The organism is Companilactobacillus halodurans, from assembly GCF_009600985.1.
In the GTDB taxonomy this organism is placed as follows: Bacteria; Bacillota; Bacilli; order Lactobacillales; family Lactobacillaceae; genus Companilactobacillus; species Companilactobacillus halodurans.
Window position 1 is genome coordinate 1 of sequence record NZ_VDFP01000025.1, and the last position, 20653, is coordinate 20653.

General features: G+C 36.4%; 20 protein-coding genes. 13 read left to right on the plus strand and 7 right to left on the minus strand.

Annotated features, from left to right (window positions below):
- The 5 genes from FHL06_RS15140 to FHL06_RS10335 form a co-directional block, all read left to right on the plus strand.
- Nucleotides 1-95 (plus strand): IS3 family transposase (locus tag FHL06_RS15140; RefSeq protein WP_153384874.1); only part of this gene is annotated, 95 nt, incomplete at its 5' end.
- A 163-nt stretch (nucleotides 96-258) separates the two neighbouring features.
- Nucleotides 259-1347 carry an ABC transporter ATP-binding protein gene (locus FHL06_RS10320; protein ID WP_153386352.1) on the plus strand — a complete coding sequence of 363 codons (1089 nt, stop codon included), beginning with the start codon at nucleotides 259-261 and terminating at the stop codon, nucleotides 1345-1347.
- Entirely contained in the window at nucleotides 1340-2281 is a 942-nt protein-coding gene (locus tag FHL06_RS10325; RefSeq protein ID WP_153386354.1) for a carbohydrate ABC transporter permease, read from the plus strand. The genes FHL06_RS10320 and FHL06_RS10325 overlap by 8 nt, the downstream gene beginning before the upstream one ends.
- Nucleotides 2281-3111 carry a carbohydrate ABC transporter permease gene (locus tag FHL06_RS10330; protein WP_153386356.1) on the plus strand — a complete coding sequence of 277 codons (831 nt, stop codon included), beginning with the start codon at nucleotides 2281-2283 and terminating at the stop codon, nucleotides 3109-3111. Before FHL06_RS10325 ends, FHL06_RS10330 begins: the two co-directional genes overlap by 1 nt.
- Nucleotides 3111-4463, plus strand: a complete 1353-nt coding sequence (locus FHL06_RS10335; RefSeq protein ID WP_153386358.1) for an ABC transporter substrate-binding protein — start codon at nucleotides 3111-3113, stop codon at nucleotides 4461-4463. The genes FHL06_RS10330 and FHL06_RS10335 overlap by 1 nt, the downstream gene beginning before the upstream one ends.
- Nucleotides 4464-4521: 58 nt before the next feature.
- On the opposite strand, the gene FHL06_RS10340 is transcribed toward FHL06_RS10335, so the two are convergent.
- Nucleotides 4522-5451 (minus strand): DMT family transporter, encoded by a 930-nt coding sequence (locus FHL06_RS10340; protein WP_153386360.1) that lies wholly within the window; start codon nucleotides 5449-5451, stop codon nucleotides 4522-4524.
- 119 nt (nucleotides 5452-5570) lie between these two features.
- Between FHL06_RS10340 and FHL06_RS10345 the strand changes: the two genes are divergently transcribed.
- The 3 genes from FHL06_RS10345 to FHL06_RS10355 all read left to right on the plus strand — a co-directional run bounded on the left by FHL06_RS10345 (nucleotide 5571) and on the right by FHL06_RS10355 (nucleotide 11161).
- Nucleotides 5571-6467 (plus strand): ABC transporter ATP-binding protein, encoded by an 897-nt coding sequence (locus FHL06_RS10345; protein ID WP_153386363.1) that lies wholly within the window; start codon nucleotides 5571-5573, stop codon nucleotides 6465-6467.
- Nucleotides 6460-7695: an ABC transporter permease gene (locus FHL06_RS10350; RefSeq protein WP_153386365.1), complete on the plus strand. Its 1236-nt coding sequence runs from the start codon at nucleotides 6460-6462 to the stop codon at nucleotides 7693-7695. Before FHL06_RS10345 ends, FHL06_RS10350 begins: the two co-directional genes overlap by 8 nt.
- A 370-nt stretch (nucleotides 7696-8065) precedes the next feature.
- Nucleotides 8066-11161, plus strand: coding sequence for a glycoside hydrolase family 84 protein (locus tag FHL06_RS10355; RefSeq protein WP_192917963.1), 3096 nt, complete (start codon nucleotides 8066-8068; stop codon nucleotides 11159-11161).
- A 219-nt stretch (nucleotides 11162-11380) separates the two neighbouring features.
- Here the strand turns inward: FHL06_RS10355 and FHL06_RS10360 are convergent, their stop codons facing one another.
- Nucleotides 11381-12100 carry an MIP/aquaporin family protein gene (locus FHL06_RS10360; RefSeq protein WP_153386368.1) on the minus strand — a complete coding sequence of 240 codons (720 nt, stop codon included), beginning with the start codon at nucleotides 12098-12100 and terminating at the stop codon, nucleotides 11381-11383.
- Nucleotides 12101-12440: 340 nt separating this feature from the next.
- Here FHL06_RS10360 and FHL06_RS10365 point away from each other — a divergent pair, with 340 nt between their 5' ends.
- Both FHL06_RS10365 and FHL06_RS10370 read left to right on the plus strand, forming a co-directional pair.
- Entirely contained in the window at nucleotides 12441-13385 is a 945-nt protein-coding gene (locus FHL06_RS10365; protein WP_153386370.1) for a D-2-hydroxyacid dehydrogenase, read from the plus strand.
- A gap of 157 nt (nucleotides 13386-13542) precedes the next feature.
- Nucleotides 13543-13869 (plus strand): hypothetical protein, encoded by a 327-nt coding sequence (locus FHL06_RS10370; protein ID WP_153386372.1) that lies wholly within the window; start codon nucleotides 13543-13545, stop codon nucleotides 13867-13869.
- A gap of 13 nt (nucleotides 13870-13882) precedes the next feature.
- Here FHL06_RS10370 and FHL06_RS10375 read toward each other — a convergent pair whose 3' ends face one another.
- The 3 genes from FHL06_RS10375 to proB form a co-directional block, all read right to left on the minus strand.
- Nucleotides 13883-14356, minus strand: a complete 474-nt coding sequence (locus FHL06_RS10375; RefSeq protein ID WP_153386374.1) for a GNAT family N-acetyltransferase — start codon at nucleotides 14354-14356, stop codon at nucleotides 13883-13885.
- Entirely contained in the window at nucleotides 14337-15584 is a 1248-nt protein-coding gene (locus FHL06_RS10380; protein ID WP_153386376.1) for a glutamate-5-semialdehyde dehydrogenase, read from the minus strand. The genes FHL06_RS10375 and FHL06_RS10380 overlap by 20 nt, the downstream gene beginning before the upstream one ends.
- Before the next feature lie 71 nt (nucleotides 15585-15655).
- Entirely contained in the window at nucleotides 15656-16468 is an 813-nt protein-coding gene (gene proB / locus FHL06_RS10385; protein WP_153386377.1) for a glutamate 5-kinase, read from the minus strand.
- 92 nt (nucleotides 16469-16560) lie between these two features.
- Between proB and FHL06_RS10390 the strand changes: the two genes are divergently transcribed.
- The 3 genes from FHL06_RS10390 to FHL06_RS10400 all read left to right on the plus strand — a co-directional run bounded on the left by FHL06_RS10390 (nucleotide 16561) and on the right by FHL06_RS10400 (nucleotide 18649).
- Nucleotides 16561-16842 (plus strand): LysR family transcriptional regulator, encoded by a 282-nt coding sequence (locus FHL06_RS10390; RefSeq protein WP_153386379.1) that lies wholly within the window; start codon nucleotides 16561-16563, stop codon nucleotides 16840-16842.
- A gap of 713 nt (nucleotides 16843-17555) precedes the next feature.
- Entirely contained in the window at nucleotides 17556-17831 is a 276-nt protein-coding gene (locus FHL06_RS10395; protein WP_153386381.1) for a hypothetical protein, read from the plus strand.
- A gap of 65 nt (nucleotides 17832-17896) precedes the next feature.
- Nucleotides 17897-18649: an alpha/beta fold hydrolase gene (locus tag FHL06_RS10400; protein ID WP_153386383.1), complete on the plus strand. Its 753-nt coding sequence runs from the start codon at nucleotides 17897-17899 to the stop codon at nucleotides 18647-18649.
- Here the strand turns inward: FHL06_RS10400 and FHL06_RS10405 are convergent.
- The gene (locus tag FHL06_RS10405; protein WP_153386385.1) at nucleotides 18637-20022 is read right to left on the minus strand and encodes a DHA2 family efflux MFS transporter permease subunit; all 1386 of its coding nucleotides are present in this window, start codon (nucleotides 20020-20022) and stop codon (nucleotides 18637-18639) included. The two genes, FHL06_RS10400 and FHL06_RS10405, sit on opposite strands and share 13 nt — an antisense overlap.
- A 3-nt stretch (nucleotides 20023-20025) precedes the next feature.
- Nucleotides 20026-20451 (minus strand): MarR family winged helix-turn-helix transcriptional regulator, encoded by a 426-nt coding sequence (locus FHL06_RS10410; RefSeq protein WP_153386387.1) that lies wholly within the window; start codon nucleotides 20449-20451, stop codon nucleotides 20026-20028.
- Nucleotides 20452-20653 lie beyond the last annotated feature (202 nt).

Sequence of the window (20653 nt, forward strand, 5' to 3'; positions counted from 1 at the left end):
ATGTATATTACTATAACAACAAAAGGATAAGGACAAAATTGGCCGGAAAGACACCGGTAGAATACCGGAATCTTTCCGACCAACTGATTGCCTAAAATAAACTCCAATTAATGGGGTTCACTTCATTATTGAATTGGGGACGGATTTTTTTTTCGGTAAATCATTAGATTCTTTACAATAAATTTACATGAAATAGATTAGATATATACATCGCGGATACATACTGTAACCAATGACATATTTGGAGGGATTAGATAAATGTCTACAGTATTGACGAACGTTTCTAAACAGTATGAAGCGGATAAAACCGTTTTGAGTGATGTCTCAGCAGAGATTCAAACTGGGGAATTCTTTGTAATAGTTGGACCATCAGGTTGTGGTAAGAGTACCTTGCTACGCATGATTGCCGGCCTAACAGAAATCAGCGATGGTCGAATCAGTATTGACGATAAAGTAGTCAATAACTTGCCACCAAAGGATCGTAATTTGACAATGGTCTTCCAAAGTTACGCTCTTTTCCCATTTTTAAGCGTTTGGGACAATGTGGCTTTTGGCTTGAAAGCTAGAAAAGATAAGTCACAGTCAGAAATTGACGAACGAGTAAATAACGCTTTACGCATGGTTAATTTGGAAGAATTAAAAGAACGTAAACCGCGTGAATTATCTGGTGGACAAAGACAGCGTGTGGCTTTAGCCCGTGCTGTTGCCAGCGATGCTAAAATCTGTCTAATGGACGAACCTCTATCTAACTTGGATGCACAATTAAGAATCAAGATGCGCCAAGAAATCTATTCACTACAAAGAAAATTGGGCTTAACTTTAATCTACGTTACCCACGATCAAGTTGAAGCAATGACGATGGCTGACCACATTATGGTCTTGCATGACTCAAAGGTTCAACAAATCGGAACACCTGCAGAAATTTACAAGAAGCCCGCTAATGAATTCGTTGCTAGTTTCTTCGGTGTTCCACCAATCAATATTTTACCTGCTGTTAAAGAAGACGATGGCCGCATCAATGTTAACGATGATTTCCAAGTAAACATTGATCAAGAAGTACCAACAGGCGAATTCAAAATTGGTATCAGACCAACAGAAATGAAATTAGAAAAAGTTGAAGAATTGGATGCCAACGCTTCAGTAACCAGTGTTGAATTCTTGGGTGATGAAAAAATCGTTTACGCTAAGATGAGCAACAATGATAAGGAAATTTCTGTAATTGTAGAAAGCAATGCTGATTTCAAGGCTTATGATACGATTCAAGTTTCTGCAACTGACAACATTTTGGTTTTCAATGCTGATGGTGTAAATATTACAAAAAATGCGGAGGATGTAGTCAATGCTTAAGACTTCTACAACTGACGTTGTTCCAGAAAAGAAGGTCCAAGCAAAGCAACGCCAAGCTTTTAAATTAAATGCGAAAGATAAATATTACGCTTCAATTTTTATTGGTCCATCGCTTCTCATTTTAGGATTGTTCGTTTTTTATCCTATGATTAAAACTTTGTATATCAGTATGTTTTTGACTAACACGTTGGGTAAAACAACCGTTTTTGTTGGTTTACAAAATTATGCAAAATTGATTGCTTCAGCCGACTTTATCTCTAGTATGTTAGTCACCTTGATCTATGTGGTCGCAGTAACATTTTTCACGATTGCTTTAGGTCTCTTATTAGCTAACTTGGCAAGTCAAAGATTGCCAGGTATCGGTATTTTTAGAACGCTTTATTCAGTAACAATGGGAGTTTCTGTTGCCGTTGCCGCAATCTTTTGGCTCTTTATTTTCAATCCATCAACTGGTTTCTTTGCCTTAATGAGCGGTTGGTTGAATCTTCCAGTCGTTAACTGGTTGACTAGTCCAGCAAACGCCATGTGGGCAGTTATCATTACAACTGTTTGGATGAACTTAGGTTTTACTTTCTTGATTCTATTAGGTGCTATCGAATCAGTTCCAACAACGCTTTATGAAGCTGCTGATGTTGAAGGAGTATCTTCAAGATATCAATTCTTCCACATCACGATTCCAATGATTTCGCCAACATTGTTCTTCGTTTCGACAATTACTATTATCGGAGCATTCAAGAGTTTTGGTTTGATCGATTTGATTACTAATGGTGGACCATCAAATGCCACTAACATGTTGGTTTATCGAATTTATAAAGATGCCTTTTACAGTGGTAACTATGCAAAATCAAGTACAGAAGCAATCATCTTAACAGTTATCATTGCCTTCTTTACCTTATTGCAATTCAAATTCTTAGAGAAAAAGGTGAACTACTAATGGCAGATTTTGATGAGCGCGCAACTTTAAAGAGAGTTTTTAGCTATTTAATTTTAATAGCTTTAGCTTTAGTAATCTTAGCTCCATTCTTCATTGGTATCTGGACTAGTTTCTTGCCAATGTTAGATATCGCTAAGGGTAATTTGTTCAGTCACGACATTTCCTTTGATAATTACGTATCAGCTTTTACAAAAACGCCAATTCTACGTTACTTGGCTAATACCGTAGTTATCGCCACAGTTACAATGTTTGCTCAATTGCTCTTTTGTTCAATGAGTGCTTATGCTTTTGTTTTCTTGAAATTCAAATTCCAAAAGACAATCTTTGCAATGTTTTTGATTACGATGATGTTGCCATTTGAAGCTGAAATCATTCCTAACTTTGCCACAGTTAAAGCTATGGGCTTGTTAGATAATTATGGAGCTTTGATCATTCCATTTTTAACTTCGGCATTTGGTACTTTCATGCTTCGTCAATCATTCTTACAAACGCCAGCTGAATTAAAAGAAGCAGCTGATATTGAAGGATTGAATCATTTCCAATTTTATTGGAGCATCGTCTTGCCATATAACAAGATTAGTATGATTACTCTAGGTGCTTATAGTTTCTTAGGCGCTTGGAACCAATACCTCTGGCCAATGTTGACAACTTTCAGTAACAATTCTCGTGTGATTCAAAATGGTTTGAAACAATTACAATCAGAAGAAACATTCAATGACTGGGGAATGATTCAAGCTAGTGCTGCTATCATCGTTATTCCAACGATTATCGTTTTGTTTATCGGTCAACACTACTTCAAGTCAGGTATGAATGAGGGGGCAGTTAAATAATGTCAAAGTACAAAAAACTTACTGTGCCATTGATTCTAATTTTAGGAATTGTCTTAATTGCAGTTTTTGGCAAAGCAATTTCAGCTAAATCGGCAGTTAAGGATAATCGGACGGAAGTCGTCTTCTGGCACGAAATGGGTGGTCCTTCCGAACAAGCATTGGAACAAGTCGTTGACGGTTTCAATAAATCACAAAATAAATATCGTGTCGTTCCTAAGTATCAAGGTACTTACGATGAAGCTATTCAAAAGATTTTACAAACTCATGGAACAAGTACTTCGCCAGCTGTTTTCCAAGCATTTGATATTTCAACAGCGCAAATGCTTCACAGTGGTTTTACAACACCTGTTCAAGACTTCATCGACCAAGATCATTTCGATGTAAGCAAGATTTCACCAGTTGCGAGAGCTTTCTATTCAAATGGTGGCAAGCAACAATCAATGCCATTCAATACTTCACAACCAGTGTTGTACTATAATGCAACTCTATTGAAGAAGTATCACATCACTCCACCTCCTGTATCGCCTTCATACAGTGATATTACAAGAGTGGCTAAGGAACTTTATGAGAAGTCAGGTCACAAGACTAAAGGTATGACGATTCAAATTTACGGTTGGTTCTTGGAACAAGCTATGGCTAATGCCGGAACTCAAATTGCTAACCAAAACGATGGTCATACTGGTAACCCTACAGAAGTTAAAGTTAATAACCCTGAAGCTGTTAAGTTCATGAAGTGGATTAAAGAAAATATCAAAGCTGGCGACTTCATCAACTATGGTTCCGGTGGTAGTGCTGGTGCTAACCAAACTGCTGGTTTCTTATCAGATAAGGTTGGTATCTTCATCCAATCTTCAGCAAGTATCGGTCAATTGACTAAGAGTAATAAAAATGAACTAGGTATCACATATTTCCCACACCCAGATGGGCAAAAAGCTAATGGTGTTGCTATTGGTGGTGCATCACTTTGGATTTCAAATGACAAGCCAAAAGATGTACAACGTGGTGCCTTTGAATTTATCAAGTATACAGTTAGACCAGAAGTCCAAGCTCAATGGCAAAAATCGACTGGATACTTAGCTCTAAACAAAGATTCACAAAAGACAAGTATCTTAAAAGACCTTTACAAGAAGAGTCCTGAATCAAAAGTTCCTGGTCAACAATTGGCAACAGCTAAGCCAAATTATTCTAACTCAGGTATTTTGATGGAAGGAATGCAGTTGGCTCGTCAACTTGAGGAAACTGCCATGGAAGGTGTTTATAACGGAAGCGACATCGATCAAGAATTGAAGACGGCTGATAAAGCTATCAACGAAAACTTGCAACAATTGAATCGAGCTAACGGCTATAAATAATTAGCTTATAAATATTTAAGTTTATAAGTGTTTAATAGTATAGAAAAAGCACATTTTCCTAATCCGGAGAATGTGCTTTTTTATATCTAGATTTCAAATTAAATAAATTTGGTGGCAAAGCTTGTAGGAAAGTAATCCCTAAAATCAGTAGAGCTCCAATCAATTCAGCTCCACTGATCTTCGTATTTAAAATTGTTACTGACAAAATTGTGGCCGTTAAAGGTTCAAAGGCACTCAACATTCCTGTAGTTGAAGGCGTTAAGAAGTTGAGACTTTGTAAGTAGAACAAGTAAGAAAACATTGTTCCGCCGGTAACAATGAAGATGATGCAAACCAAAGCTTTAAGATTTAATTGAGGTACTTGTCCCAAATTAGCAAATGGAGCAAAGACGATCCCGCCTAGAAGCATCGACCAACCAGTTACGATTCGAGCATCGAAACGTTTCAATAATCCCCGAGGCAAAAGAGTGTAAGAAGCCTGACTAATACCGGCCCCGACACCCCATAAAATTGCTGCAGGTGACAACATTAATTTATTGAGATGACCATGAGTCACTAGTAAAAAAGTTCCCAAAAGTGCTAAAACGATTGAAATCATATCGATTCTTCGTGGTAGCTGCAATTTACGCAGGGAAATATAAATGATAATGAATAATGGCCCTAAAAATTGTAAGACAGTGGCTGTTGGCGCATTGCCGTATTTAATCGCCATAAAGTAGGTGTACTGAGCCGGTAACATCCCTAAAAGTCCAAATGCCAATAATTGGACGATGTAACGCGGTTTCTTCAAAATGGCGAATAATTCCTTTGAATCGACAAAATAGCACCAGATAACTAATAACAAGCCAGCAAAGAGCAATCTGATACCGACTATCCAATGCGTGGGGATGCTTTCTTGGGTAAATAGATATTGAGCAATACTGCCAGAAAATCCCCAGAGAACTGGTCCAGTAATTGCATAAAAGAAGCCCTTTTGTTTGTCAGACATTTATAATCCCCCTTTCACAATAGATAACATGCTAACACAAACTAAATTTCCTTAAAACCATATCGAAGAAATTATCATTTCTGTATAATTTAGGCTATATGAAAAGAGGGGATGAATAAATGCTTCAAATCTCAAATATAAAAAAGAATTTTGGAGGTTTAAAAGCTTTAGATAATGTTTCTTTTGACGTGAAAAATGGTCAAATCCTTGGTTTGATTGGTCAAAATGGAGCAGGAAAATCGACCACGTTTCACAGTATTTTAAATTTTTTAAAATATCAAGGCACCATTACCTGGAACGACCAACCGATAACAGAAGATGTGTTCAATGAAATCGGTTATCTACCAGAAGAACGCAGTTTGATGCCCAAATTGACAATTGAACAACAAATCATTTATCTAGCTCGTTTGAAAAATAAATCAGCCAAAGAAATTCGTCCACAGATTGACAGATGGATGAAACGTTTTGCTGTAAAAGGCGATAGGAAAGATAAAATCAAAGATTTATCCAAAGGTAATCAACAAAAAATCCAGTTAATTTCCACACTGATTCATCAACCAAAAATGATTATCTTAGATGAACCATTCAGTGGTTTGGACCCAGTCAATGCTGACCTTTTGAAACAAGCAATTCTAGAAGTCAGACAACAAGGCGCTTCGATTATTTTTTCAAGTCACGATATGGAAAATGTGGAAGAACTCTGTGATTCCTTAGTGATGTTACGCAATGGCAAAGTGGTCTTAAAGGGCACTGTTAGAGAAGTAAGACAGTCGTTTGGCAAGACAAGGATTTATGTCACAAGCAATTGGACTCAAGACCAGTTGGAGAAATTACCGCACGTAATTCAAGTCAAGTCTCTAGAAGAAAAGCGCTTTGAACTTTTGTTAGATGATGAAAACGCTGGTGCAGAACTATTTGACGAATTGACCCACGGTAAATATATTGAAGAATTCAATCAGCAGCCACCAACTTTGGATGAGATTTTTAGAATGAAGGCAGGTGCTGACAATGAATAAACTCTGGGTTGTAACATTTGAAACTTTTTTGAGACAGGTCAAATCTTGGAGTTTTCTAACATTAATTTTAGGACCATTTATCCTAGTTGCCTTCACGATTGGGGCTGGATATCTTGGCGCTCAGTCTGGTGGGACGAGTGATAAGATTGCTGTCATCAGCGACCAATCACAATTGCGTGACAGTTTCATCAAAAGTAACCATGATAATGTTTTACAAAAAGTAACTGATAAAAAGACTGCACAAAAAAAGATGAATCAAAACAGTTTAGCGGGATATTTGCTTTTGAAAAGCGATGACCAAAAAATCACCGGTAAATATTATGTCACAGACAGTTTGGATTCTGCCGACAAGAATAAAATCAATAGTTTCTTAACTCAAGCGCAACAACAATTAAACGTAAAAAATGCGCAATTGAGCCCTAATCAAGCACAATCGCTAGCTCAACAACCAGTTTTTAAACAATCAGTACAAAAGAAAACTGGAACAGCTAACTTAGCAAAAACTATTTCATTTTGGATCATAATTATTATGGCATATATGATTTTACTTACGTATTCCAGCATCACCGCTCAAGAGATTGCTTCGGAAAAAGGCACCAAAATTATGGAAATCATCTTTTCCAGTACGACCGCCATTAAATATTTCTTAGGGAAAATCTTTGGAGTCTTGTTGGTAATCTTATTACAAATCGTAATTTACTTATTTGGAGGTTGGGGATTATACCTATACGCCCAAAGAGCCAGCCTGACCAAAGGTTTCATGCACCAGTATCAAGATTTAATCACCTCAGTTTTAAAGAATTTATTGAGCGTCAATTTGCTTTATCTATTATTGGGAGTAGTAATCTTCACAATTCTAGCAGCCTTTGCCGGAGCCATAGTATCAAAGGCAGAAGATGCCTCAAAGGCAGCTCAACCGGTAATTACGTTTAATTTATTAGCATTTTTTGCGACCTTCCCATTCCAAAATAATTTAGACTCAGTCGTTGTTAAAATATTGTCCTATGTACCATTTTTCTCAACGTACTTCATGCCAATGAGAATCGTTAATAGTGATGCTAGTGGAATTGAGATTGGAATTTCGTTAGTAATATTGATAGCAAGTATCGTCTTGTTAGCAACTTATATTGGTAAGATTTATCAAGGATTAATGTTGCAGACAGATGAAGGAAGTTTTTGGAAAAAACTGAAGAGAGTGAAGCAGGACCGCTTAGACACCGAGGATTAAGACCAATATCTCAGGTGACTGCAAAGCAGGCGCCAGAGATATTAGACTTAACCGGAAGTGTCTGTCCTGCGTAACTCGTTTTTGCTATATTGACAGAAAGTATGGTTATTCCAAAAAAACTAAACTAAAATTTGTTAAACTTATTTCTATCGCATAGTTAAGACATTGAGTTAAATAAAAATAATACATAAAAAAGCAATCTACTTAACCAAAAAATGAGTAGATTGCTTTTTCATTAGTTAAAAAATAAATCCTATAATATATAAATATTTAATTTTAAGTAAACTGGTATCTTTTCATATAAATGTATATGAAAACGTTTTATAAGATTATATACTTCATTTGTAATTTAAAGGAGGGTGATTTTAAGATGTCTACTAGAAAATTTCAACACAGGAAATTTGTAAGTAATCATAAGTTGCTTTTGTTAGGGGTCACAACTTTTGGTTCCTTACTAGTCTTTAGCAATATGTCAGCTAATACGAACATTGTTCATGCTAGTGTCATTACAAATGAGGTTGCAGAGAATAATAATTCTTTGAATAAAAATGACGCTAGTCAAACTGGCCAAGCAGAAAATGAACCCCAAAAATATGAAACAAATAGCAGTATGAACGAAAATCAACAAGGGGATTCAAGAGAGGTAAATTCCAATCAAAGGGTAAATACTGGGACTAATTCAAATTTAAATGTTCAAACTGAAAAGAAACAGGTAACAACACCCGAGGCACAACAAAATCAAAATACTAATCAAATACCTGTAACATCAACGCCAATTAATAATGATGGCAAAGTTAATAAAAATCAAACCAATAATGTTAATGGCAATAACAAAGTAGCTGATGCAAAAGTCAATAAAACTGAAGCAAGTATCAACAAGACTTATAGTGTCCAATCAAATAATGTTAATACTACGGTTGGTGCTTCTGTTAAAGATAATCAAACGCAACAATCAATTGCTGAAACAACTCAATCTTTAAATGATAATCAAATTGATGTTGATAATACGTATTTTGGTTTAGCCAATGATGAAGCAGTAAATCAACAATTGTCCAATTTGAATACAGAAAATGCTGCTAATTTAAATGACAACGGCTATTTAATTAGAAGTGGCATTGTCAATAATAAAAAGATTTTAGTTGTTCAAGGAAAAGATGCCACCGGTTTATTTTACGCAATCAATAATCTGAATAATTTAATTAGCAGTAAGAGTAGTTTCGATAATATTAACATTCGTGAATCACCACAAATGTCTATTCGTGGGGTAATAGAGGGCTTTTATGGTCAACCATGGTCACACCAAGCTAGAGAAGATTTATTTAAATTCATGGGTGAACATAAGATGAATGTTTATATTTATTCACCTAAAGATGATGACTACTTGAGAAACAATTGGAAGGAACTATACCCACAAGACAAGTTGAATCAAATCAAGGAGTTAGTAGAGTCGGCCAAGAGAAATCATGTTTCCTTTGTTTATACACTTTCACCCGGTAATGATATTACATACTCTAGTCAAGCAGATTTCGACAAGACAGTTGCCAAATTAGATCAACTAAGATCAATTGGGGTGCAACAATTTTATATTGCCTTAGACGATATTCCTTTGGGAATGACTGAAGAGGATTCTAAAGTATTCAAAAATCATCCAACGACCAATTACCCTAATAATCCATGGTCAGCCTTGGCTGATGCACAAGCTTATTACGTCAATCGGGTTCAAAAAGAATATGTTAAAAAGCACAATTTGCCAGACTTATGGTTAGTGCCAACTAACTATAATGGCTCTAAACAAGACCCATTTAAGGAAGCTCAAGGCGAAGCACTTGATAAAGATATTCGCCTGCAATGGACTGGTGAAGGTGTTTTCTCTGGTGAAATAACTAATGAATCTGTAGAAGAAGCTAAAAAGACTTATCATTCAGACCATTTGTTTATTTGGGATAATTTCCCTGTAAATGATTCTGATCAAGATCGACTATATTTGAACCCACTTGAAGGTCGAAGCAAAGACCTCTATAAAATCATGGATGGATTCACAAGTAATCCTATGATTCAACCTTATGCATCGTGGTTTGGATTGGCTGGATTTGGAGAATATATGTGGAATGCTAATACTTACAGTCCAAGCGTAACGCTACAAAATACTTTGCATGAAATTGCGGGAGACAATCCCGAAGCTTTAGTGGCTTTACAATCATTTGTGGATTTGAATCAATATTGGGATTATGCCACCGATAAAAATAAAGTTCATGCACCAATTTTATCGATTTTCGTAAATAGCTATGAGAATGCCACTTATGGAACTCCAGAATATACTGAAGCAAAACAAGCATTGATTGAACGTTTGAATATAATCGCTGATTCACCCGAAACAATGACAAATTTGAAGACTGTTGGTTTTTATGATGATTCCTTGCCTTGGATTAACGCATCAAGTCATTGGGCAAAGGCTTTACTTGAGGGAATTAATATCAATGATTACATCAATAGTAACCAAAATGATAATGCTGTTTTGAGTGGATACTTTAAAGAGTTTACGAAACAAATTTCTTTAGCAAATGCCAAAGCACTACCAGATAGTCGGACTGGAAAACCTGATTTATTAATCACGCCATACGTTGGTGACGGTATTTTCCAAAACTTTACCGACAAAGTTTATACAAGCTTAGATGCCTTTCTAGGTGGAACCGCAATAAAGACAGAAACTAATAAAATAGCTAGTCAAGCAACTACAGAAATCCCTCAAAACGGTGATTACTCACCGGAAAATATGAGTGATGGTAATTTGAATACCAAGTATTGGAGCAATCGCAGTGTAAAAGCTGGCGATACGATTGAGATATCTCTAGATCAAGCTCAAGATATCCAACGACTTGACCTTTATCAAGGAACTGACGATGCAGCAACCTCAGGAGATATGTTTAAGACAGCCGTTATTTATGCTGGCAATAAAAAAGATGGCAGCGATAAAAGAGCAATTGGATTAATCAATTCAGTTGGACATTATCAATTGAACATCAATCAACCAATCAACGTGAAATATCTCTTTATAACTGCAACCAGCAAAACTGATAATTGGCTTCAAATTAGAGAAATAGCTGTAAACGGGAAAACCGGATTAAATATTTCAAATATCCAAAGCATAGGCCAAATAGGATCACAAGCAATCTTTGATGGTACGAATAAGACAGCCTATGTGGGGAAATTGAATAAAGCAAACGAAACCGGAACAATCGAACAACTATTCACTAAAATATCAGGAATCCATTCAGTTAAATTAGTGGGTCAAGTAAATGGAAAAGTATATGTTCATCAAAATAATGAATGGAAATACATCGGAAACGTCAGCAATAAACAAGCTATCACCGACCTTAAAGTTGATGATTCAGCAGTAGATGGAATTAAGGTGGTAGTCGATAGAAGCGATGATGAATTCGTTATTAATGAAATAAACTTTAAATAGAGAGTGAAGCAGGGGCGTTCAGCTCCCTGCGTAACTCGTTTCCACTATATTGACAGAAAGTATGGTTATTCCAGAAATGGAATCAAACAATAATTTTAAATAATTACTCTCTGTCATACATTGACAGAAACCATGGTTATTTAAAATAAATCAAACACACCAAAAAAGGCAATCTACCATCAAAAAAACGGTAGATTGCCTTTATTTATCTAATTTCATTTAAAAAAACACACTGTAAAGCTTAACGGCTGCAATTGCACCTAAAATCGGAGCAAGTACAGGGACCCAACTGTATTTCCATTGAGAAGAACCTTTGGGATTTAAAGGTAATAAAGCATGCAATAAACGAGGACCAAGATCACGAGCAGGATTTAGAGCAGGACCAGTTGGTCCACCAAATGAAACGACCAAACACATAACTAAGAATCCTAGACCGATGAAGTCGGCACGTGGATCGATGTGGTCTGAAGTTAAAGCAACAGCACCAAAGACTAAGATAAATGTTCCGATAAATTCATTAATGAATCCGTTCAAACGACTGTTTTCGGCATCAATCGTTGCAAATGTTCCTAAAATACTTTCGACGTTTTCTGTCTTGTTGTAATAAGGTTTGTAAGCTGCAACAATCATCAATTGTCCAAAAATGGCACCTAAGAATTGAGCGATGATATATGGACCAACTTCAGACCAAGGAAATTGACCATTAACGGCCATTCCTAGAGTCATAGCTGGATTGATTTGACCACCAGAGATGGGACCAAACATCATGGCAGGTACCATAACACCGATACCATAACCGAATCCAATCAAAATCCACCCGCCGTGGAAGCCCTTTGTTCCTTTTAATTCAACGTTGGCAACTGATCCATTACCGAGGGCAACCATAATAGCTGTTCCGATAAATTCAGCGACACAACGTACTAATAACGTATAATGCATTATAAATACTACCCCTAAATTTAATTGATTTTTCTCATTACGATTTAAACGCTATTCAGCAAAACACGAATATTAGAAATCACGCATAAATGGGTTAAATATTTGAAATTCGTTAAAATTTGTCTTTTATACGTGAATAATCTTCAATTTTCACATAAAAAAATTGCTCCACCAATACGGGGCAATATTTACTAACATAAATAGCAAAATAAATCAAATAATGAGCAACGGTTAACATTGTATCATACATTCCGAATATTTTTAGAGATTTTCAGAAAAACTGGATAGTTTTTGCTATATAGTTATAATATGAATTAAATTAAAAAAACGAGGTAGGAAAATGAAAGTTCTTAGTTTAGTTAATTTAACCAGAAAACAAACAGAAAAGATTCAATCGATTTCTGGAGTCGATCTCAAAGTTGTTTCGCCTAAAAAGGTTACTGCAAAAGACCTTGATGGAGTAGAAGTACTTTATGATTGGTCAAGCAATTTAAAAGATGCTGTTTTAAAAAGCGATACTTTGAATTGGATTCAGGTTATTCGCGCCGGCGTTGATGCCTTACCATTGCGTGAATTGGATGATAAGGGAGTTATTTTAACTAATGGTTCAGGTGCCAATGCCATCAATATTGCGGAACAAACGTTAGCTTATATGTTGATGTTCGTGCGGAAGATGAATTTGACCACTCGCTACCAAGACGCTAAGGAATGGAAACACGAAGACGGATATGACGAAGTTTACGATAAGACCGTCATGATTGTTGGTGTTGGTCACATCGGCAAACTCCTTGCTAAATATGCCAAAGCCTTGGGAATGAAGACGATTGGCGTTAGAAGAAGCGATGAAGCAGTGGAAAATATCGACGAAATGATTCCAATGTCCGAAATGAAATCGCGTATCTCTGAAGTCCACTTTGTCGTCAACGCCTTGCCAGGAACAGATGAAACGACCGGACTTTTCAATCAAGAGATGTTCTCCGAAATGTCTAAGAAAGCCTATTACATCAACATTGGCCGTGGAAAAACGACTGAAATGGATGATTTGATATCCGCATTACGCAATCAAGATATCGCCGGAAGTGCTTTAGACGTTACAACACCCGAACCACTGCCAAGCGACAGTCCACTTTGGGATATGGAAAATGTCATCATTACTCCTCATGATGCTGGGGATAGTGTAAATTACGAAGATCGTGCTTTTGATATCTTCAAACGCAACTTGAAATCCTATGTCGAAAATGGCGAGGTCGTTAAAAACGTCGTCAATTACGAAACAGGCTATTAAAAAGCCAAACAAACCATGTTGAGAATTTTACGAGTTGTATTAAAATTAGACTAGATAGAAGAAAGGAAAAATAATGTTATCTAGTGACTATTTTATAGGCTTTATGCTCGTGTTCTTGTTTTGGTTGTTGTTATTGCTTTTGGAAATAATTTTGAATATGAGAAACACGATTATAGAATTATCTTTCTTTTCTAGTAAAAAACCGTTTTTAATGGACAAATTGGATAATGACCTCAATAAAAAATTTGGCGTTCGTTTCCAATTCTTATTTGAATTGTTTGAATTTGTGATGATTGGCTATATTGTTTATGCCGTGGTCATGGACTTGAAATACCAAGGGTTACAAATTAATATGGCATCATTGCATCAAGTCATTTTCTTGTTTGTCATCATCATGGCAATAATGGTCGGGGACTTGATCATGATTGCTAAAGACTTGCACGTTTACAAATTCATTAAAAATTACAGTCCCGAAGCAAAATAAAAGGAACTTCCAATTAAGGAAGTTCCTTTTTTAGTCGAATCATATCTTTTAGAACTAATTTATTTTCAATAATCGGTTCATCATAATTATCAACGAAGAAATCATGGATCACATCAGTAACGCGAAAGCCAAACTTTTGATACAAATAAAGTTGAGTAAAACTAGTGCTGCCAGTCCCAATTTCTAAAAACCGATAATTTTTTCTCTGAGCGTATTCTTGGGCAAAGCTGAGCAACTGTTCACCCAGACCCTGATTGCGCCTATTCTTAATTACAGCGAGATTAACAATTTCAAGTGTTTGCGGACTAGTTTCGACTAATAAGATTTCACCCAAGAGGTTGGTCCCATCAACTAGTTCGAATTTATCAGCTTGTTTCAAATAATCGGCAACAATTTTTTTTGATGGATCAGCTTCTAAGAATAATTGCCAATGTTTTGACGTAATTTGAGTTATTGGACGAATCGAATTATTTTCTGATTTGACCATCGCCTTGGACCAAGTACTTAGTTGTCGTTAATTCGTTGGCTCCCATAGGACCTCTGGCGTGCAATTTTTGAGTACTGATACCAATTTCAGCCCCAAAGCCGAATTGTTGTCCGTCAGTGAAACGTGTTGAGGCGTTTGTGTAGACTACTGCAGCATCAATTTGTTTCATAAATTGACGACTGCTGGAGTAATTTTCGGTGATGATTGATTCGCTGTGTTTAGTGTTGTACTTGTTGACATGCTTGATAGCTTCGTCAATTGAATCGACGATTTTAATGGCAATAATGTAGTCGTCGTATTCAGTTCCCCAGTCTTCTTCAGTAGCAGGGATGATGTCAGGACAGATTGCTTTTGATAAAGTATCGCCTCTGACTTCAACATTGTTAGCACGTAAAGCTGCATAAATTTTTGGCAAAAATTCATTAGCGACATCTTTATGAATAACGATTTTTTCAGCAGCGTTGCAGACGGAAGGACGTTGAACTTTTGCATTGATGATGATTTTAAGAGCTTTATCGAGGTCAGCATCTTTGTCAACATAAATGTGACAATTGCCGGCACCAGTTTCAATAATAGGAACTTTAGCCTTATCGACAACCATCTTGATGAATTTGCCGCTGCCTCGAGGAATCAAAACATCGATATAATCGGAGAGCTCCATCATCTTTTGAGCTGTTTCGTGACTGATATCATCAATCAATTGAACGGCATTTGGATTGATGTCCACGTTTTTAAGTGCCGTACGTAAAATTTCAGACAAGACGATATTAGAATTGATAGCTTCTTTGCCACCACGCAAGATTACTGCATTACCGGCTTTGAAACAAAGTCCTGCAGCATCGACGGTAACGTTAGGACGAGCTTCATAAATCATTCCGATGACGCCTAAAGGGACTCTTTCTTGAGTGATGTCTAAACCGGTTTCCGTTGTCCAGCCACGATCGATTTTACCAATTGGATCAGGTAAATCCATGACTTGGCGCAAGCCATTCGACATGTCATTGATTCGATCTGGCGTCAATAATAAGCGATCGACCATAGCTTGTTTGAGACCATTTTTCTTAGCCGTCTCGATATCTTCTTTATTAGCTGTGAGGATTTTTTCAGTATTAGAAACTAATGAATTAGCCATGTTAAGTAGGGCAGCATTTTTTTGTTGCGTTCCCAATTGACCGAGTTCAAAAGCAGCGTTTTGGGCATTTTGACCCATTTCTTCAAGATTTGTCATAATAATCACCATTTTTCCCGTAAAAAATGTATTTCTAAATTATATTAATGATAAGTATAGCATGTTAATGATTATTGAGGATTTTTAGTGAACAATGTTCCAACTGGTTCGCCAGAAAGGATATTGAAGATTACCTCGGGATTCTTTCCATTCGTTAAGACCATTTGCTGATTGTGCTTCAAAATCAATTCGGCAGCTTTTAATTTTGTCGTCATGCCGCCAGTTCCAAATTTAGTACCGTGGCCGCCGGCTGCAGCGATGATGTCAGGATTGATTTTGGTGATTTGATCAATCAGTTTTGCGTCAGGGACCTTGAGAGGATTAGCAGAATAAAAGCCGTCGATATCTGACAACATAATCAAAAGGTCTGCATCGACAAGGTTAGTGACAATGGCAGATAATTGGTCGTTATCGCCAAATTTAGTGTGGTGATCCAATTCAGATACCGTCACAGTATCGTTTTCGTTGACGATAGGGATGGTATTTTCCATGGATAATAATTCTTGGAAGCTGTTCATCACGTTAGTGTGGCTTTCGGGATAATCGATGATATCTCGAGTTATCAACATTTGTCCGACCGACATGCCGTATTCGTGGAAAGCTTCATTATAGATTTGCATCAATTCCGCTTGACCGACAGCAGCAACAGCTTGTTGTTTAGAAATTTTTATCGGCCGAGTATCGATTCCCAAAACACCCATGCCGACACCGATAGCACCTGATGAGACTAAGACGACATCCTTGCCGTCTTTTTTGAGACTGCTCAAAACGTGAGCGAGTTTTTTTATAACTTTTAAATTTATCTTGCTGTTTTGACGAATCAAAGTACTAGTACCGATTTTGACTACAATTCTATCAGCAGAAATGAAACGTTTATTTTGCATATTTTTATCCTCATAAAAAGTTTTGACCTAGTAATTAATTGTTAATACTATTACGATAGAACAATAGGTAAAATAAGAAAAGGGTGTATTTCATGTATAAAATTTTAATCATGCTCCATGACGGTGACGACTATATCCGAATGAACAAGGTTTACATTGAAAGCATGCCAGTCGCAGGACAATATATTATCCATTCAGATGGATTGCCATATTATGTTGAAGAAGTAACAACCTTCGTCGGGTACGTTAGCAGCAAAGGAGCAATCGCTATCGTGGTTGTTCACCAAGCCGATAAAGATGCCGAAGTTAATAAATTATATGGTGTTGATATTGCCAGAGATCTTGATGATCCTGAATATAATAAAAAATCTTAAAAAGTACGAGTTAAAGGGGTTTGCTCTACCTTTAGCTCGTACTATTTTTATTATATTATTTAATATATTTTATGTTTAAACATGTTTAAAACGCACTTCAGAAACAGTAAATAATTTTTAATAGATATGGTGTCAAAATAAGCCCCTAAACATTTATTATGAGGGTCGTAGGAAGTTTTGCTGGGGACAAAACAAACCAAGATGATTTGGCTCGTTTTGCCCCTTTTTTACCAAAAAAAAATAAAGGCCTACCACTAGCCTTTATTTTGCGAGAAATTGAAGCCAAAGCCTACCACTAACTTTGACTTTAAGCAGTTGAGAAGGAGTACTACTTTTCAAAAAGGATAACAATGAAATATTGTTAGGTATATACATCTCGCTTATATAACCAAATTAATTATAAAGCGGATATTAAAACTTTTCTACAATTAGTGGGAAATAATTTGATTAAAATAGCAAAATATTAAAACAACTGGCTCCGATAATACACTATCTTGTTCAATCTGTTGATAAACGTGACATGTAGTGGTCAAACTGTCATAATTTATTTAATGGCTTAATACATATTCTATATTTGATTTCCAGAAAAATATAATTATTTTATATAAAGTTGGAAGTAGCTTGTTACTAAAAGAGAACATAATAGTAACAATGATTAAGAAAAGAGTATTACAAGTTGGCTTTCAAATTTCAAAAAGAAGGGTGGTAACATTTTGAAACAAGTACATGTCTCAAACGCTGAACGCGATAATTTTGTCCGTTCCCTTGAGGAGTCTGTTGGATCCTTCAATTTGGGTTCTGAGCGGTCTTTAATCAACCTAGTATTTAAACATATTAAATTACTCGAATATAATGATGGTTTAGAAAATGAATTGATTAGTTTTCGACGCGATTTACTCGAATATGATATTGAAACTGGTCATCGTCACAATCGAGACGTTGAAGAACTGCTATTTAAAATCAAGAATAGAAATTTACCCTATATTTAATAATGCTGGAGCAATAAATCCAGCATTATTTTTTTGCCATGATATCATAACTTTGAGGTGAAATTATGGTAAAAATCAAACAACGCTTGATTCAAGACGTTCCCATTTTGGAAGTAGTTAAGGAAAAATTTGAGAACGACGCCTTACCTTTAGTAGTGTTTTATCATGGCTGGCGCTCCAGTAAAGAACTTGTGCTGACCCAAGCCCGGAAATTGGCCGAAAAAAATATCCGCGTCATTTTGCCAGATGCAATCAATCATGGTCAAAGACATGCGGATATTTCATCGATTCCCTCATTCACTTTTTGGAACAGTATCCAAGGGAATCTTGCTGAATTTTCATTGTTACGAAATTTTTATAGCCAACGCGGCTTAATAAAAGATAAAAAAATTGGCGTCGGTGGTTATTCAATGGGTGCAATGACGACTGGGGCTTTATTAACGCAACACCCTGAAATCACTGCAGCGACCATCATTATGGGTACGCCTAATCTTGAAGCCTATGCAAAGTTGGTTCGAGAAGATGCTAAGCGTCGCAATCTTTATATTCCTGAAGATTTGCAATATCTAACTAGTTGGATTGACCATTTTGACTTGAACCAGCATCCCGAAAAACTAGCCAATCGACCAGTCTTATTTTGGCATGGGACAGAAGATAAGAGGATTCCTTACCAACAGTCGTGTGATTTCTTTAATCGAGTTCACGCACAACCATTTGCTCAACAAGTGGCCTTCATCACTGGGTACAAAGCTGGACACTTGGTTGAAATCAGATTGATGGATAAAATCGCCAACTTTTTCGAATATTATTTGGAATGATTATTTTGGATTGATCTGAACAAGACGATCCAAGAAATCAAAGCGATGATGACTAGGATGATGAGGGCATTACGACTTCCAATAGCTGTAGAAACTGCGGTACTCAAACTAGCATTATCTTGGCTCAAAGAAATAATTGCAGCAACGACTGAGGTACCAACGGCGCCGGCAAATTGTTGGAGCGTGTTGAAGATAGCATTGCCATCTGCTTGAGTTTTGTTGGATAGATACTTGAGTCCATCGGTCATGATATTTCCGTAAGAAACACCCATCCCGAACATATAAATGATGTAAATAAAAATAATCAAAGTGTTATTCAAGTGCAAACTGAAGATAGTAAAGAGAATCAATGAAATTGTGGCTAGAGTAATTCCTGAAAGAATCGGAATTCTAGCACCGACTTCATCCAAAATCTTTCCACCTAATGGAGCTAAGATATCTCCAACTAAACTAGCTGGTAAAACAGCTAAACCAGCAACTGTGGCGTTGTCGTGATTAACTAGTTGAATGTAGTTAGGCAAGATAAATGATAGACCTAGTGAAAGAATTTGAATCATGAAGAAACTAGCTACGTGACCTCTAAAGAGATGACCTTTTAAGATGTTGAGATTCAACAAGGGATTATCAACTTTTTTAGAACGAACGACAAAGCCGACTAAACCAAGAATCCCAATGATAAATGAGGCAACAACGAGTAAGGACATTTGACTCATGTTACTGAAACCAACGATTAGGCCACCAAAGGTCAAAATCAAAGTGCATAAACTAAGCAAGTCAAATTTAACTTTTTGAATTTGGCTTTTTTGATGGATATTTTTAACCCCTAGAATAAAGGAAATGATGAGGATTGGTAAAAGAATGACGAAAATATAACGCCAACCTAAAGAATTAACGACTAATCCACCAAAGGTTGGTCCAATAGCGGGGGCAATCGCAGTAATGAGAGTTCCTAACCCCATCATTAGGCCAATTTTACTTTCAGGAACGTTCTCTAAAATGATGTTGAACATCAAAGGCAAAGCAATTCCAGTTCCTAATCCTTGGATAACTCGACCCAAAAGTAAGAGTGGAAAAATCGGAGCAATCGCATCAAGAGCGACACCCAAGATAAAGAGTAAGTTAGCAACAATAAAGAGTGCCTTAGTTTTAAAATTCTTTTTTAGAAATGATGATAGTGGAATGACGATGGCAACCACTAGCAAATAAATTGTTGTCATCCATTGAACAGTCGAAGTTTTAATACTGAATTCCCTCATCAAAGTAGGGAAAGCAATATTCATTGAGGTTTCGACGATGACCCCGCAAAATGACATTAGACCCGCAGCAAGAACTGCTAACAGGACATTTAATGGTATTTTTTCTGCTTGTTTCATAAATTAATGTTCCTCCCGATCACTGTAAAACTTTAATATTTTCTCAAAAGTACTAATTTCAGCGTTGGAGAAATTTGCTTCTAAAATTTCTTGTTGATGCTTCATATAGGCGTTAATCTGTTTTTCCAGTTTATGTGCTTTTTGAGTAAGAAAGACTGATTTTTGGCGAGCATCTTTAGTAGATGACTGGCGATAAATCAAATCTTTTTTTTCCATTCTTTGCAACAAAACTGTCACAGTTGAACGCTGAAGAAAAAATTCTTTTTCAATATCACGTTGAAACATTTCTATATCGCTATTACGACTTATGAAGTCGATGATAGACGCTTGCATCCAAGTCATGTCATGGGCTTTCGAAAAATCATCGAAGCGGATTATCATATGATTGGACGCTATTTTAAGTAAAGTATTGGTGTATTTTTTGGACATTTGATCAAATCTCCTTGTGGATAAAACGTTAGTTAGCTAACGATTTATATGGTACAACGATATTTTGAGGTTTGCAAGGGGATAAAAAATGCCAATCAATTGTGTGTTGTTTTTGATTGCACTTATTGGCTGGTTGGGGTTTTTTGTTATTTTTTGGATAGCTAGTGAGGATTGATTGTGGGGGAATACCTTTTGATTTTTT

Coding starts and splice junctions, on each gene's coding strand:
- FHL06_RS10340 (WP_153386360.1), bottom strand. CDS start 5,451: ATGTCTGACAAACAAAAGGGCTTCTTTTATGCAATTACTGGACCAGTT.
- FHL06_RS10345 (WP_153386363.1), top strand. CDS start 5,571: ATGCTTCAAATCTCAAATATAAAAAAGAATTTTGGAGGTTTAAAAGCT.
- FHL06_RS10320 (WP_153386352.1), top strand. CDS start 259: ATGTCTACAGTATTGACGAACGTTTCTAAACAGTATGAAGCGGATAAA.
- FHL06_RS10390 (WP_153386379.1), top strand. CDS start 16,561: ATGTATAAAATTTTAATCATGCTCCATGACGGTGACGACTATATCCGA.
- FHL06_RS10335 (WP_153386358.1), top strand. CDS start 3,111: ATGTCAAAGTACAAAAAACTTACTGTGCCATTGATTCTAATTTTAGGA.
- FHL06_RS10400 (WP_153386383.1), top strand. CDS start 17,897: ATGGTAAAAATCAAACAACGCTTGATTCAAGACGTTCCCATTTTGGAA.
- FHL06_RS10350 (WP_153386365.1), top strand. CDS start 6,460: ATGAATAAACTCTGGGTTGTAACATTTGAAACTTTTTTGAGACAGGTC.
- FHL06_RS10370 (WP_153386372.1), top strand. CDS start 13,543: ATGAGAAACACGATTATAGAATTATCTTTCTTTTCTAGTAAAAAACCG.
- FHL06_RS10325 (WP_153386354.1), top strand. CDS start 1,340: ATGCTTAAGACTTCTACAACTGACGTTGTTCCAGAAAAGAAGGTCCAA.
- FHL06_RS10375 (WP_153386374.1), bottom strand. CDS start 14,356: ATGGTCAAATCAGAAAATAATTCGATTCGTCCAATAACTCAAATTACG.
- FHL06_RS10380 (WP_153386376.1), bottom strand. CDS start 15,584: ATGACAAATCTTGAAGAAATGGGTCAAAATGCCCAAAACGCTGCTTTT.
- proB (WP_153386377.1), bottom strand. CDS start 16,468: ATGCAAAATAAACGTTTCATTTCTGCTGATAGAATTGTAGTCAAAATC.
- FHL06_RS10405 (WP_153386385.1), bottom strand. CDS start 20,022: ATGAAACAAGCAGAAAAAATACCATTAAATGTCCTGTTAGCAGTTCTT.
- FHL06_RS10410 (WP_153386387.1), bottom strand. CDS start 20,451: ATGTCCAAAAAATACACCAATACTTTACTTAAAATAGCGTCCAATCAT.
- FHL06_RS10355 (WP_192917963.1), top strand. CDS start 8,066: ATGTCTACTAGAAAATTTCAACACAGGAAATTTGTAAGTAATCATAAG.
- FHL06_RS10365 (WP_153386370.1), top strand. CDS start 12,441: ATGAAAGTTCTTAGTTTAGTTAATTTAACCAGAAAACAAACAGAAAAG.
- FHL06_RS10360 (WP_153386368.1), bottom strand. CDS start 12,100: ATGCATTATACGTTATTAGTACGTTGTGTCGCTGAATTTATCGGAACA.
- FHL06_RS10330 (WP_153386356.1), top strand. CDS start 2,281: ATGGCAGATTTTGATGAGCGCGCAACTTTAAAGAGAGTTTTTAGCTAT.